Source organism: Komagataeibacter saccharivorans (assembly GCF_004348195.1).
Taxonomy (GTDB): Bacteria; Pseudomonadota; Alphaproteobacteria; order Acetobacterales; family Acetobacteraceae; genus Komagataeibacter; species Komagataeibacter saccharivorans.
This window is the reverse complement of record NZ_CP036404.1, coordinates 2090641-2104198: the sequence shown is the minus strand read 5'-3', so window position 1 is coordinate 2104198 and position 13558 is coordinate 2090641. Positions and strand designations below refer to the sequence as shown.

Genomic DNA, 13558 nt, shown 5'->3' with positions numbered 1-13558 from the left:
ATGTGGAGTAGGAATAACGCCTTATGGATCAACCGGCGAATGATCGCATGCGTTTGGCGTAAACGGAAACGAGCGTCAAGCCATTTCCCTGAATACCACCATCCCGCCCCCAGTCGGCCACGCCTTCAGGACCCTGCGTTCAGGTCCAGCACATCTTCCATATCATAAAGACCGGCAGGACGCCCCCGGAGCCATTTTGCCGCCCACACCGCACCCGTTGCATAGACCCTGCGGTCGAAGGAACGGTGGGTCAGGACGATCTGTTCATGGCCGGAGGTGAAGATGACCGAATGCTCACCCACAATCTGGCCGCCGCGCAGGGCGGCAAAACCGATCGCGTCATCGGCGCGCGGGCCGGTATGGCCGTCACGACCGCTTTCGATATGATCTTCCAGCCGGATACCGCGCCCATCGGCTACGGCGCGCCCCATGGCCAGCGCCGTGCCGGACGGGGCGTCAACCTTCTGGCGATGATGCATTTCCAGTATTTCAGCGTCGTAATCGCTGCCCGGCAGTGCTGCCCCCATCTGGCGCGCAAGACGGGTGACGAGTGTTACACCGGGCGAGAAATTGGCCGCCTGCACCACGCCAATCTGACGTGCCGCCGCATCAACAGCCTGCTGCTGCGCGGGCGACAGGCCGGTAGTGCCCAGCACCCATGCAGTACCCGTTTCAGCCAGAGCCGTGGCATGCGCAGCAACCGTGCTGGCATGGGTGAAATCGATCACCACATCGCACTCACGCGCCAGATCGGCAATATGGGCATGAACAGGGCAGTCCAGACCGGCGACCGGCGTGCCGTCACGCGTTGTGCCACCCGCCAGAACCGCGCCACCCGCAGGCACTTCTTCCGCCAGAAGACGCCCGACACGCCCGTTCAGGCCCGCGATCCCGATACGCAATGGCTGCGCGTTCATGCTGTTTCTCTCCACCAGTGCCGACATGAAAATGGCGGCGCGACCGGGGGATCGCGCCGCCTGACTCTACTCATGGTGCGAGTTGGGGGGATTCACCATGAATAGTGGTCCGACCCTACACCTGAATAATCAGCAATTTCAACTGTCGCCCTGTCATGTCAGCCAAAGGCTGACGGACCGGGTCAGAGCTTGCCTTCAAAAAAGTCCTTCACCTTGCTGAAAAAGCCGGTGCTTTCGGGACTGCCCTTGGCGTGGCCTGCGGCGTCGTCCTCGAATTCCTCCAGCAGTTCACGTTGGCGTTTGCTCAGGTGCCGGGGCGTTTCCACCACGACCTGAATATACATGTCACCACGCGCGGAAGACCGCAGGACCGAGAAGCCCTTGCCACGCAGGCGGAACTGTTCGCCCGTCTGCGTACCCGCCGGGATCTTGACCTTGGTGCGCGATCCATCAACCACCGGCACCTCGATCTCGGTCCCAAGGGCGGCCTGTCCCATGCGCACGGGCACGCGGCAGTAGATATTGGCGCCATCGCGCTGGAAGATCGGGTGGGATTCCACCGCGACATGCACATACAGATCGCCCGCCGGAACACCCTTGCCGCCCGCTTCGCCCGCGCCGGAAATACGGATGCGCGTGCCGTCTTCCACGCCCGCGGGAATGGCGACTTCGATGCTGCGGTTCTTTTCCACCGTGCCGGAACCATGACATTCCTTGCACGGATTGCGGATCAGGCGGCCCGAACCATGGCAGGTGGGGCAGGGGCGTTCGACGAAGAAGAAGCCCTGCTGCGCACGCACCTTGCCCGCCCCGTGACAGGAGGGGCAGGTTTCGGGCTGCTGGTCCTTGTCGGCGGAGCCGGAACCATCACAGCTTTCGCAGATGACGCGGGTGGGGACGGTGATCTTCTTTTTGACGCCGGTAAACGCCTCGGCAAAGGTGATCGTGACCTGCACCTGAAGGTCGGCGCCCGAACGGCGGCTGTCACGACGGTTGCCCATCATGTCCCCGAACATCTGTTCGAAGATGTCACCCAGTCCGCCACCGCCGAAATCGAAGCCACCGGGACCATGTCCCGGCCCGCCACCCTCGAAGGCGGCGTGGCCGAAGCGGTCATAGGCGGCGCGCTTCTGATCGTCCTTCAGGACATCATAGGCTTCGTTGATTTCCTTGAACTTGTTTTCCGCTTCCGCGTCGCCCTGATTGCGGTCGGGGTGATACTGCATGGCCAGCTTGCGATACGCGCGCTTGATCTCGTCACCACTGGCATCGCGCGAAATTTCAAGGACTGCGTAATAATCTATCTTGGTGGCCATGGGGGTCCTCTAGCAAACGCGGCCGCCCGACTTATCGCGGCGTCATCCTCGCGTTCCGGATCATGTCGTTATGCGGAATATGAAAAGCGCCCGTCTTCACAGAAGCACGGGCGCCATCTGGTGAAAGGGTGGGACGGACCCGAAGGTCCGCCCCGCCATTTCGGAGCCTGTATGACGCCCAGCGTCAATCAGGACTTCTTGGAGTCGTCCACGTCTTCGAAGTCGGCGTCGACTACTTTTTCGTCCTTCGGCGCGCCGCCGGGTGCAGCACCCGGTGCAGGCTCGCCCTCGCCAGCCTTGTAGACAGCTTCGCCAACCTTCATGGCGGCCTGCGTCAGGCGATCGGTCGCCTTCTTCAGGGCTTCGCTGTCCGTGCCTTCAAGCGCCTTGCGGACTTCGGCAATCGCCTCTTCCGCTTCGGTCCTGTCAGCCGCCGGAACCTTGTCGCCAGCTTCGCTCAGCGACTTCTCGACCTGATGGGTCAGACCTTCAGCCTGGTTACGGGCCTCGACCTGTTCCTTCTTGGCCTTGTCCGCCGTGGCGTTGGCCTCGGCATCCTTCACCATCTTGTCAATTTCGGACTCGGACAGACCACCGGAAGCCTGGATCTTGATCTGCTGTTCCTTGTTGGTCGCCTTGTCCTTGGCCGAGACGGACACGATACCGTTGGCGTCGATGTCGAACGTCACCTCGATCTGCGGCACGCCACGCGGGGCGGGGGCGATGCCGGTCAGGTCGAAGTTGCCCAGCAGCTTGTTGTCAGCCGCCATTTCACGTTCGCCCTGATAGACCTTGATGGTCACGGCGTTCTGGTTGTCTTCCGCGGTCGAGAAGGTCTGGCTCTTCTTGGTCGGGATGGTCGTGTTGCGGTCGATCAGGCGGGTGAACACGCCACCCAGCGTCTCGATACCCAGCGACAGCGGCGTCACGTCCAGAAGCAGCACGTCCTTCACGTCACCCTGCAGCACCGCGCCCTGAACGGCCGCGCCAATGGCGACGACTTCATCGGGGTTCACGTTGCGGGCGGGGTCCTTGCCGAAGAACTGCTTAACGGCCTCGATCACCTTGGGCATACGGGTCATGCCGCCGACGAGGATGACCTCATCGATTTCGGCCGCGGACACGGCTGCGTCCTTCATGGCCGCACGGCAGGGTTCCAGCGTGCGCTGGATCAGGTCGTCAACCAGGCTTTCCAGCTTGGCGCGGGTCAGCTTCAGCACAAGGTGCTTCGGGCCGGACGCGTCAGCGGTGATGAACGGCAGGTTGATCTCGGTTTCCTTGGAGGAGGAAAGTTCGATCTTCGCCTTTTCTGCCGCCTCCTTCAGGCGCTGCAGGGCCAGCTTGTCCTGACGCAGGTCGATGCCCTGATCGCGCTTGAACTCATCGGCGAGGTAGCTGATGATGCGGGCGTCAAAGTCTTCACCGCCGAGGAAGGTGTCACCGTTGGTGGATTTCACCTCGATCACGCCATCGGAAATCTCGAGGACGGAAACGTCGAACGTGCCGCCACCAAGGTCATAGACCGCGATGGTGCCGCTGTTCTTCTTCTGCAGGCCATAGGCCAGCGCGGCAGCGGTCGGCTCGTTGATGATACGCAGCACTTCCAGACCGGCGATACGGCCCGCGTCCTTCGTGGCCTGACGCTGGGCGTCATTGAAGTAGGCCGGAACCGTGATGACGGCCTGCTTGACGGCCTCACCAAGATACGATTCGGCGGTTTCCTTCATCTTGCCAAGGATGAAAGCGGAAATCTGGGCGGGGGCGTATTTCTTGCCCTGTGCCTCGACCCACGCATCGCCATTGTCGCCCTTGACGATTTCGTAGGGAACCAGCCCCTTGTCCTTGGCCACGGTCGGGTCATCATAACGGCGCCCGATCAGGCGCTTGACCGCATACAGCGTGTTGGACGGGTTGGTGACGGCCTGACGCTTCGCGGCCTGACCGACCAGCATTTCACCGCTGTCGGTGAAGGCGACCATCGACGGGGTCGTGCGTGCGCCTTCGCTGTTCTCGATCACCCGCGTTTCGTCGCCTTCGCGTACGGCAACGCAGGAATTGGTCGTACCAAGGTCGATACCGATAACCTTGCTCATTCAGATACTCTCCTTTTCAGCGGCCTGTCCGGACCCGAAGCATCGGGACAGACCCTTTCTTTCATATCGTCCGGCACAACAGGGGACTGTCTTTTCCACATCCGCCCGTTCACCGGTGTTACAATCCGATGTAGGCATCCCGCGCGCGGCTTTCAAGGGGAAGGAAGCACGCGCGGACAGGGATTTCACCCCGCCTGCGCCGGTCCCTTCGACACGACAACCATGGCGGGCCGGAGCAGACGCCCATGCAGCGTCCATGCCGGTGTCCAGGCTTCCATCACCGTGCCCTGCGGGTGTTCGTCGCTGTGCTGTTCCGCCATGGCCTGATGCAGGTTGGCGTCAAAGGGCTTGCCCTTCGCGTCTTCCGCCTTGATGCCATTGCGTTCCAGAATGCCGATAAACGACCGTTCGGTGCTTTCGATACCTTCACGCATGCTGGTCAGGATGCTGTCCTCGCCTTCGGTGGGCTGGGGCAGGCTGGCCACCGCGCGCTTCAGGTTCTCGGCCGCCTCGACCACGTCCTTGGCGAATTTCTGCACGGCGTACTGCCGGGCGTCTTCCACTTCGCGCTTGGCGCGGGTGCGCACGTTCTGCATCTCCGCTTCCGCGCGCATCCACTTGTCACGCATTGCGGAGACCTCGGCCTCCAGTTCCGCTATGCGCGGGTTGGATGCACCCTCGGGCTGCGCGGATGTCTCGGCGTGCGCAGCCTGTTCATCCGGTGCGGGGGCGTGGGTGCCGTCGCCGGGTGCGGCATCGGCAAAGGGGTTGGGATCTGTGTTCTCGCTCATGCTCTTACAAGTAGGTAACGACTGGCCGATGGACAAGGCGTTACACGGCGGCAGACATGCCGTTTTTGCGTAACGTCCCTGCCCCGGGCGGGCAGCCGGAATGTGGGTGACATTCCAGTGAAACAGGATACCCGCATCCCCTCATGACATGCGGATACATATAACGCTATGCTGCCCGCGCCTGTCGGGCAAGATGCCCACGGCCATGCCCGGACAGGCAGCCAAGCAAAAAGAGAGCCCCCATGGAGCCAACGAAACAGACAATCGTGCTGGTTGACGATGACAGGAACATCCTGACTTCCGTACAGATGACGCTGGAGGCGGAAGGCTTCATCGTCCAGACCTACACCGATGGCGAAAGCGCGCTGCATGGGCTGTTGTCCCGACCGGCGGACCTTGCGGTGCTGGATATCAAGATGCCCCGCATGGACGGGATGGAACTGCTCCAGCGCCTGCGCACGCGCTCGCAGCTACCGGTGATCTTCCTGTCATCGAAGGATGAGGAGGTGGACCAGCTCATGGGCCTGCGGCTGGGGGCGGATGACTACATCACCAAGCCATTTTCCCAGCGCCTGCTGCTTGAACGCATCCGCGCGCTGCTGCGCCGCAATGAAGTCAGCCGCAGCGAGGCCGCCGGCATAAGCCCCACCGGCACCATGGTGCGCGGTGCGCTGTCACTGGATGAAACCCGCCACCAGTGCCTGTGGCATGGCCGTGACATCCAGCTTACGGTTACGGAATTCCTGCTGGTCAAGGCCCTTGCGGCGCGCCCCGGCCTGGTCAAGTCGCGCGACCAGCTCATTGACGCCGCGTATGGCGAGAACATTTATGTCGATGACCGGACCATCGACAGCCACATCAAGCGCGTGCGCAAGAAATTCCGGCAGGTGGACGAGGAGTTCAACCAGATCGAGACGCTGTACGGCATTGGCTACCGCTACAAGGAAGAATGATCCAGCCGGATGCCGCATCCTGTCCTATCCTCCCTGCCGTTGCCCGCGCGCCTGCGCCGCCTGATCCCGCGCCGCCGGGGCACGAAAGGCGGCAATGCGGTTGCGGAGTTCATGGAATACCGCACCCGGCTGGTGTCACCGCTCATGCGGCGCATCCTGCTGGTCAACACCCTGCCGCTGGGCCTGCTGGCGCTGACCCTGCTGTACCTGACGCAGTTCCAGAACAGCCTGCTGGAAGCGGAGGTCTCGGCGCTGCGTGAACAGGCGCGCATCTATGCCGGGGCACTGGGGCAGAGCGCCATCATCGTCTCGCACCGCGATGTAACGCTGGAACCCGCGCTGGCCCGCCCGCTGCTGGTGCGCCTGACCGAACCCAGCCCGAGCGCCCATGCCCGCCTGTTCGCGCCCGACGGGCACGTGGTGGCCGACAGCAGGGTAGAACAGGCCGACCGCCATGCCGAAAATGGCAGGCCCCCGCCACCCGGCGTGGAGGAGGATGAACACCCCCCCTTCCACCCCCCATCGCTCAACATGGGCGAACGGCTTTACAACTGGCTTCTGGCGCAGTTGCCCACCCTGTCGGGTGAGCGGATCATGACGCTGGACACCCCCGATTCCGATCCTTCCATCCAGCCTGTCACGCAGCCCGATGGCACGCGGATCATGGAAATCCCGCCCTATATCCGCCGCAACGCCAACCACCAGCTTATGGTCACGGTTGCCGAGCCGGTGATGCATGACGGACGCACCACCGTCGGCATCATCCAGCTTACGCGTGAGGCGCGGGACGTGGACCGCTCCCTGTTCGCGGTGCGCTCTTCCATCCTGTCGCTGTTCCTCATGGCGCTGGCGCTGACCATCCTGCTGTCATGGTATCTGTCGCTGACCATCGCACGTCCGCTGCTGCGGCTGGCGGCATCGGCCCATACCATGCGTGAATCCGCCAACCGGACCGACATGGTGCCCGACCGGCTGCTTGCCCGCCGTGACGAGATCGGGGAGGTCGCCCGCGCCCTGCAGGACAGCGCCAGCGCGCTATGGGCGCGGATGGACGCGATCGAGCGTTTTGCCGCCGATGTCAGCCATGAGATCAAGAATCCCCTTTCCTCCATCCGGTCGGCCATCGAAAGCCTGCTGCGGATCGAGGACCCCGAACGCCAGCGCCGCCTCATGTCGATCATCAATGACGACGTGCGCCGCCTTGACCGGCTGATTACCGATATTTCGGATGCCAGCCGCGTGGATGCCGAACTGTCCCGCGCCCGCGCCGAACCCGTGGCGATCGTGCCGCTTCTGTCCGTCCTTGCGGAAATACACCAGGCGACACGCCAGCCCGGACAGCCCTATATGGCAGTGGCCAGCAGCGGTGACAGCGTGGGCCAGAGACTGACCGTTCTGGCGGTGGAAGACCGGCTGGTACAGGTGCTGCGCAACCTGATCGGCAACGCCATTTCCTTCTCGCCGCCCGATGGCAAGATCCTGCTCAGCGCCGTCCCGTCAGGCGGCATGATTGAAATCGCGGTCAGTGATGACGGGCCGGGCATCCCGCAGGCCAAGCTGGACAGCATTTTCGACCGTTTTTATTCCGAACGGCCCAGCAGCGAGAATTTCGGCCAGCATTCGGGACTGGGCCTGTCGATCAGCAGGCAGATCATCGAAGCCCTGCGTGGCACCATCAGCGCCGAAAACCGCATGGACGCCGAAGGGCACGTGCTGGGGGCACGTTTCGTAATCTGCCTGCCACGTGTGGAGACGAAAGCCGAGATCAGCCGACCTCATCCGTAGCGCGGGTATAGCGCCGGTACCGGAATGGCGGCGGTTCGGCGGGCAGGGTTTCCAGCACCTTCACGATCCGGTCGTGATCCGGCGCACGGCTGCAGACCGGGTCGGTCGCGGCCGCATCCCCCGCCAGCGCCAGCGCCTGACAGCGGCAGCCACCCCAGTCCTTTTCGCGCTGGTCACAGCTACGACAGGGCTGCGGCATCCAGTCCGTGCCACGGAACATGGTAAACAGCGGGGATTCACGCCAGATCCATGCCAGCGTATCGTGCCGCACATCAGGGAAGGTGACATTGGGGATCGTTTCCGCCGCATGACACGGCAGCACGCGACCAGAAGGCGAGATGTTGATGAAACGCCGCCCCCATCCCCCCATGCACGGTTTGGGCCGGTCGGCATAATAATCCGGCGTGACGTAATCAATCGTCAGGCGGCCCGCATATTTTACCCGCGCGGCTTCCACCGCCTGCGTTGTCAGTTCAAGCTGGGCAGGCGTGGGCATGAGGGCGTCCCGATTGGCCAGGCCCCAGCCATAATACTGGGTATGGGCGATCTCGACACGGCGCGCGCCCATCTCCACGGCGGCATCGAGCATCTGCGGCACGCGCGCGGCATTTTCGCGGTAAATGACGAAATTCAGCGTCAGGGGCATGCCATCGGCCGCGATCAGCCGGGCGGCTTCCAGCTTGCGGGCCTGCGCGCCCTTCATGCCGCCGACATGTTCGGCATTGGCCGTATCAATGTCCTGAAAGGAAAGCTGGACATGATCCAGCCCTGCTTCCACCAGAACGGGAAAAGTCTTCTCGTTCAGCAGCACGCCGGAGGTGATGAGATTGGTATAAAGCCCAAGCCCCACCGCATGGCGCACCAGTTCGGGCAGGTCAGGGCGGCTCATGGGTTCGCCACCCGAGAAATGGACCTGCAGCACCCCCATTTCCGCCGCCTGATCAAGCACGCTGATCCATTCGGCCGTGGTCAGCTCGTTCCTGCGCGGTTCCAGCGCCAGCGGATTGGAGCAGTACGGGCACTGCAACGGACAGCGATGCGTCAGTTCCGCCAGAAGGCTCATGGGGGAGAGAAGGGTGTCTGTCATGCCACCAGCACCTGCCGGTTAATCAGATCGGTGATCATGACATGGACATCACGCCCGATCACGTCAACGGGGGCGGCGAACCGGCTGGCCAGTTCCGCCACGATCTGCCCCAGCGTACGGGTCCCATCAACCAGCTTCAGCACCTCCGCCGCGACGGGATCGGGAATGAAGGCCCGTTCCGGCGCCTGAATGATCCAGCGTTCGCGCACGCGGTCATGCTGCAACCTGACCCCACGCGCGAAACGGATGATGCTGTCTTCTGCCAGACTGGCGGTCATGCCGCATCCGGGCGGAAGGCGCCGGGGGGAATGCGACCGGGGGTTACATAGGCATATTCCAGCTCATCCAGCATCGACCACAGCACGGCGCATTTGAATTTGAGCGCGTCCAGCACCGCCTTCTGCTGCTCCGGCGTGCGGGCGTGTTCCTTCACATAGGCCAGCGCGAAATCGGAATCGCGCGGGGCCTGTGTCAGGCGCGGATGGAAATAGGCCAGCGTTTCGGAGTTCACGAAATCATAATGCTGCAACATCCCCGCGACCCGCTCGCTGATAATGGTGGGCGAGAACAGTTCGGTCAGGGAAGAGGCAATCGCTTCCAGAATGGAGCGGTCACGCACGAATGCAACATAGGCATCCACCGCAAAGCGCGTGGCGGGCAGCAGCCCCTCCAGCGACTCGACATAGGCGCGGTCAAGGCCCAGCCCGTCCGTCAGCTTCAGCCAGCGCGCCACGCCACCGGTGCCCGGTGCGTCACCATCATGGTCAACAAGCCTGCGCCGCCATTCGCGCCGCAGTTCCGCCGTGGGCAGGCGCGCAAGCAGCGTCGCATCCTTGGCGGGGATGCTGGCCTGATAATAATAGCGGTTCAGTGCCCATGCCTGCACCTGCGCACGCGTCAGCCTGCCGTCATGCAGCGCCCGGTGGAAGGGGTGCAGGTTATGGTAGCGTTCCGCCCCGATGGCCCGCAGGGCCGCCTCAAGTTCATCGGGGGAAAGCAGGTGTCCGCTCATGCTGTAATCCTCATCCCGTCATGGGAGACTTCCCACCCTGCGGCCTCAACCTGGGCGCGTTCAGGGGAATCCGCCAGAAGGACAGGGTTGGAGTTGTTGATGTGTATGAAAATCCTGCGTTTGATCCCGAGGTCACGCAGGGCGGCGATGGTGCCTTCCATCCCGTCGATGGACATGTGCCCCATGCGGCGGCCAGTCTTTTCACCCAGCCCCGCGCGGATCATCTCATCATCCACCCACAGCGTGCCATCGAAGAATACCGCATCCGCCCCACGCAGGCGCACCCGCAGGTTATCGGTCATGCGCGCGCAGCCGGGCACGAAACAGACGCGATGCGCGCCGTCCGATATTTCCAGGCCGATCGTTTCCCCATTTTCGCAGATGGCGGCGGGATCAGGCCCGGCCTCGGCATAAAGCGGCACCTTGCCCGGCACCACAAACGGCACGATGGTCAGGCCCGCGGGCGACCCGTCACGCAGGCGCAGGGGCAGCGGCTGGTCAAGCGCCATGGTCTCGCGGGGGACAACCTCGCGGTTCAGGGCTTCAAATATGGGATTGGCATCCAGCATGGCCAGCACTTCGGTCGTGGCCAGCAGGGTAAAGGGCTCACGCTCACGCAGGGTCAGCAGGCCGGTAATGGTATCGACCTCGCCCCCCGTCAGGATCACCCCGGCTATGGGGGTGGAGCGCAGGCCTTCGCGCGGATGCAGCGCGGGGGTCTGGTTTATCTGGGTTCGCAGGTCGGGGGAAGCATTGACCACGAACCAGTGCCTTCCATCCCCACTGATAGCGATGGAAGCCTGTGTGCGGGGCGGGGCTGCTGGATCGCCGGCCCTTGCCCGCCTGCAACCGGGAGCGTTTGAATTCCACTGCGGAAATCCACCGCCCGCCGCCGCGCCGAGAACGATAATGTCGATCATGGACGCAGAGTGTAAAAGAAAATCGCCGCCTGTGCGAGACAGGCGGCGACAATCCTTACTTCTTTTCGCCGCACACGTAGCTGTTGATTTCAGCGCCCAGCGGGACTTCAACGATCTTGGGGGTATTCCAGGCCATGGGACTTCTCCATTGATTGCGATGCCAGAAGGCAGAAGCCTTCCCGTCAGGGTATTTGACCCCTGTCCAATACCGCTTTCAACCCTTGTTTCCCGCCATATGCAGCCGGAAAATTCACGTTAGCGTGTACGCTGCGCGCGCCTGCAATCCCTGCGTAGCCGGAATGTGCCAAAAACCTTGGCCCCATCCCCCATATAGGCCCATAAAGGGACGGATTGCCGTACCTGCGTACCCACCGGTACGCCGGTACCTACATATGTACTGCCCCCGCTGTCTGGGCCGCGCCAGCACATGCCAGGACCCGATTGATGCCGCCCGAGACACAACCGCCCCCCGAGCCCCCGCACCCGTCCTATGAGCAGATCCAGCAGCGCCGCGCCATCGAGGTCATGCGCCACAGCCGGATCGACCTGCGCACGGCCTGCCTGCTGCTGCTCAGCGTGCTGGCGGTTTTCTACACGCTGTATTTCGCATCGGCCATTGTCCTGCCGATGATCCTGGCGCTGGTGGTCAACCTGCTGCTTTCGACGCCAATGCGTTTCCTGCACTCCCGGCTGCACCTGCCCAAGCCACTGGCGGCGCTGTGCCTGATCCTGTGCGTGTTCGGCATTGTGGGCGCTGTGGTCACCGCCATTTCCGTGCCCGCCACCGGCTGGCTGGAACGCGCGCCCGAAGCGCTGAACACCCTGCGCGACCGTCTGGCCTTCCTGCGCGGCCCCTTCCAGTTACTGACCAGTGCTTCGGACCGCATCCGCAATTTCATGACGATCGCGGGCAGTCATCTCGACCATGCCACACCCGCCGATACGACGAACGAGCATGTCATTGTCGTGTCCACACCCGGCGGTGGCGGTCTGGACCGGTTCAGTTCGTCCATCCTGCTGGGCACGCAGGCGTTCATGGGCCAGTTCTTCACCATGATCCTGATGCTGTTCTTCCTGCTTGCGCAGGGGGACAGCCTGCTCCGGCGGTTTGTGGAGATCATGCCCACCTTCGCCGACAAGCGCCGGACCGTGCAGATCGCCTACCAGATCGAACGCAATGTTTCCCTGTATCTGGCCACCATCACCATCATCAACAGCCTGGTCGGGCTGGCGAACATGGCGCAGTGCTGGCTGCTGGGCATGCCCAATGCCCTGCTGTGGGGGGTGATGGCGTTCCTGCTGAACTACATTCCCATCATCGGGCCGATGATGGGCATCATCATCTATTTTCTGGTGGGCCTGTTTGTTTACCCGTCCGTGTGGCAGGCGCTTTTGCCGCCCGCCATCTATCTGTGCATTCACCTGACGGAAGGCGAGACCATAACCCCCATGGTGCTGGCCCGCCGGTTTACCCTCAATCCGGTTCTGGTGATGGCGTCGCTCATGTTCTGGGACTGGCTATGGGGAATTTTCGGGGCGTTCCTGTCCGTGCCCCTGCTGGCGGTCTTCAAGATCATCTGCGACCATGTGGAGATCCTGACCCCGATCGGCCATATCGTGGGTGGCCCTGCGCATACGACGCCGCAGAAACCCCTCTTTTCCGATACGTCGCCCGCCCCTTCCGGCACCGATACGGCGGATAACCTGCCCGGACCGGAGGACTAACCGTTACCGGAAGCCAGCACATCCAGCCGGGAAACCGACAGCAGGGTAATGGCATAACCCTTGCCGACCTCGATCATGCCCTGACTGCGCATCCAGCTTAGCGTGCGGCTGACGGTTTCAATGGTAAGGCCAAGGTAGTCGGCAATATCCCCACGCGTCATGGGCAGGTTGAGCCGGCAGGGACCACCATTGCCAGCGGGCGGCTGACCGATGCGCATCTGGTCAAGCAGGAAACTGGCGACCCGTTCCCGTGCCGTCTTGCGGCCCAGAAGCAGCATCTGGTTCTGGGCCGCGACAAGTTCGTTGGATGCCTCTTCCAGCAGGCGACGTTCCAGTTTGGGGAAATCATCCAGCAGTTCGGTCATCTTCTCGCGGGAGAAACGGCAGACACGCACCGTATCGATGGCTTCGGCCCCGAAAGCGTAGCTGTCCGATACCGCCAGCCCCAGAAAATGTCCCGGCGCGGCAAACCCGGTGATCTGGCGCCGCCCGTCGGGCAGGGCCTTGAACAGTTTGACGGTGCCTGCTGTCACATTGAAAAAATCGGTGGCGGGGGCGCCTTCCTCGATGAATCCGCGACCGGGGGGAATGATGGTTTCCACCGCCGCTTCCGCCAGGCGGGAAATGTCCCCTTCATCAATGACGTTACACACGCTGTTGGGGCGGACGGTGCAGGTGGCGCAGAAATCGGTCTGCAGGCCGGAAGGACCCATCATGATACGCCGTGGCCGCGACTCGAACTGACACGAAGGCATATCCGACATAATTATTCCCAATTACTTTCAGGCGCCTGCGTTCCGGCCATGTGCAACCGGAATCGTCCATAACCCGGAAAATACCGTGGATCATTCGCAATGGACGGCAAGTATGGCCGATGGATTGATGTAAATCAATGCGTTGATCCATGAAATATTCAGTCATCAGACCAAGCATAAATGGAAATTTTCCACCCCATCCCA

At 62.6% G+C, this 13558-nt stretch carries 13 protein-coding genes; 3 read left to right on the top strand and 10 right to left on the bottom strand.

What is annotated here, in order from left to right; genetic code table 11:
- Window positions 1-125: 125 nt before the first annotated feature.
- From dapB to KSAC_RS09645, 4 genes are all read right to left on the bottom strand, one after another.
- Window positions 126-917 carry a 4-hydroxy-tetrahydrodipicolinate reductase gene (gene dapB, locus KSAC_RS09660; RefSeq protein ID WP_132305223.1) on the bottom strand — a complete coding sequence of 264 codons (792 nt, stop codon included), beginning with the start codon at window positions 915-917 and terminating at the stop codon, window positions 126-128.
- Between the two features lie 182 nt (window positions 918-1099).
- Window positions 1100-2233, bottom strand: a complete 1134-nt coding sequence (gene dnaJ, locus KSAC_RS09655; protein ID WP_102324972.1) for a molecular chaperone DnaJ — start codon at window positions 2231-2233, stop codon at window positions 1100-1102.
- 188 nt (window positions 2234-2421) lie between these two features.
- Window positions 2422-4326: a molecular chaperone DnaK gene (gene dnaK, locus KSAC_RS09650; RefSeq protein ID WP_102324971.1), complete on the bottom strand. Its 1905-nt coding sequence runs from the start codon at window positions 4324-4326 to the stop codon at window positions 2422-2424.
- A 185-nt stretch (window positions 4327-4511) separates the two neighbouring features.
- Window positions 4512-5117 (bottom strand): nucleotide exchange factor GrpE, encoded by a 606-nt coding sequence (locus KSAC_RS09645; RefSeq protein WP_102324970.1) that lies wholly within the window; start codon window positions 5115-5117, stop codon window positions 4512-4514.
- Between the two features lie 242 nt (window positions 5118-5359).
- Here KSAC_RS09645 and KSAC_RS09640 point away from each other — a divergent pair, with 242 nt between their 5' ends.
- Both KSAC_RS09640 and KSAC_RS09635 read left to right on the top strand, forming a co-directional pair.
- Window positions 5360-6070: a response regulator transcription factor gene (locus tag KSAC_RS09640; RefSeq protein WP_102324969.1), complete on the top strand. Its 711-nt coding sequence runs from the start codon at window positions 5360-5362 to the stop codon at window positions 6068-6070.
- Between the two features lie 9 nt (window positions 6071-6079).
- A complete protein-coding gene (locus tag KSAC_RS09635; protein WP_132305221.1) occupies window positions 6080-7855 on the top strand; it encodes a stimulus-sensing domain-containing protein in 1776 nt (591 codons plus the stop codon).
- Here the strand turns inward: KSAC_RS09635 and pqqE are convergent.
- The 5 genes from pqqE to pqqA are packed head-to-tail and all read right to left on the bottom strand — an operon-like array spanning window position 7836 to window position 11010.
- On the bottom strand, window positions 7836-8942 hold the full coding sequence (gene pqqE, locus KSAC_RS09630; RefSeq protein WP_110546822.1) for a pyrroloquinoline quinone biosynthesis protein PqqE: 1107 nt from the start codon (window positions 8940-8942) through the stop codon (window positions 7836-7838). The two genes, KSAC_RS09635 and pqqE, sit on opposite strands and share 20 nt — an antisense overlap.
- Window positions 8939-9220 carry a pyrroloquinoline quinone biosynthesis peptide chaperone PqqD gene (gene pqqD / locus KSAC_RS09625; RefSeq protein WP_102324966.1) on the bottom strand — a complete coding sequence of 94 codons (282 nt, stop codon included), beginning with the start codon at window positions 9218-9220 and terminating at the stop codon, window positions 8939-8941. The genes pqqE and pqqD overlap by 4 nt, the downstream gene beginning before the upstream one ends.
- Entirely contained in the window at window positions 9217-9954 is a 738-nt protein-coding gene (gene pqqC / locus KSAC_RS09620; protein ID WP_102324965.1) for a pyrroloquinoline-quinone synthase PqqC, read from the bottom strand. Before pqqC ends, pqqD begins: the two co-directional genes overlap by 4 nt.
- Window positions 9951-10874, bottom strand: coding sequence for a pyrroloquinoline quinone biosynthesis protein PqqB (gene pqqB, locus KSAC_RS09615; RefSeq protein WP_102324964.1), 924 nt, complete (start codon window positions 10872-10874; stop codon window positions 9951-9953). The genes pqqC and pqqB overlap by 4 nt, the downstream gene beginning before the upstream one ends.
- A gap of 55 nt (window positions 10875-10929) precedes the next feature.
- Window positions 10930-11010 carry a pyrroloquinoline quinone precursor peptide PqqA gene (gene pqqA, locus KSAC_RS09610; RefSeq protein WP_010508617.1) on the bottom strand — a complete coding sequence of 27 codons (81 nt, stop codon included), beginning with the start codon at window positions 11008-11010 and terminating at the stop codon, window positions 10930-10932.
- A 308-nt stretch (window positions 11011-11318) separates the two neighbouring features.
- On the opposite strand from pqqA, the gene KSAC_RS09605 reads away from it, so the two are divergent.
- Complete coding sequence (locus KSAC_RS09605) at window positions 11319-12599, top strand: AI-2E family transporter (RefSeq protein ID WP_207918676.1); 1281 nt, start codon at window positions 11319-11321, stop codon at window positions 12597-12599.
- On the opposite strand, the gene KSAC_RS09600 is transcribed toward KSAC_RS09605, so the two are convergent.
- Window positions 12596-13363, bottom strand: coding sequence for a Crp/Fnr family transcriptional regulator (locus KSAC_RS09600; protein ID WP_102324963.1), 768 nt, complete (start codon window positions 13361-13363; stop codon window positions 12596-12598). The genes KSAC_RS09605 and KSAC_RS09600 overlap by 4 nt on opposite strands.
- Window positions 13364-13558 lie beyond the last annotated feature (195 nt).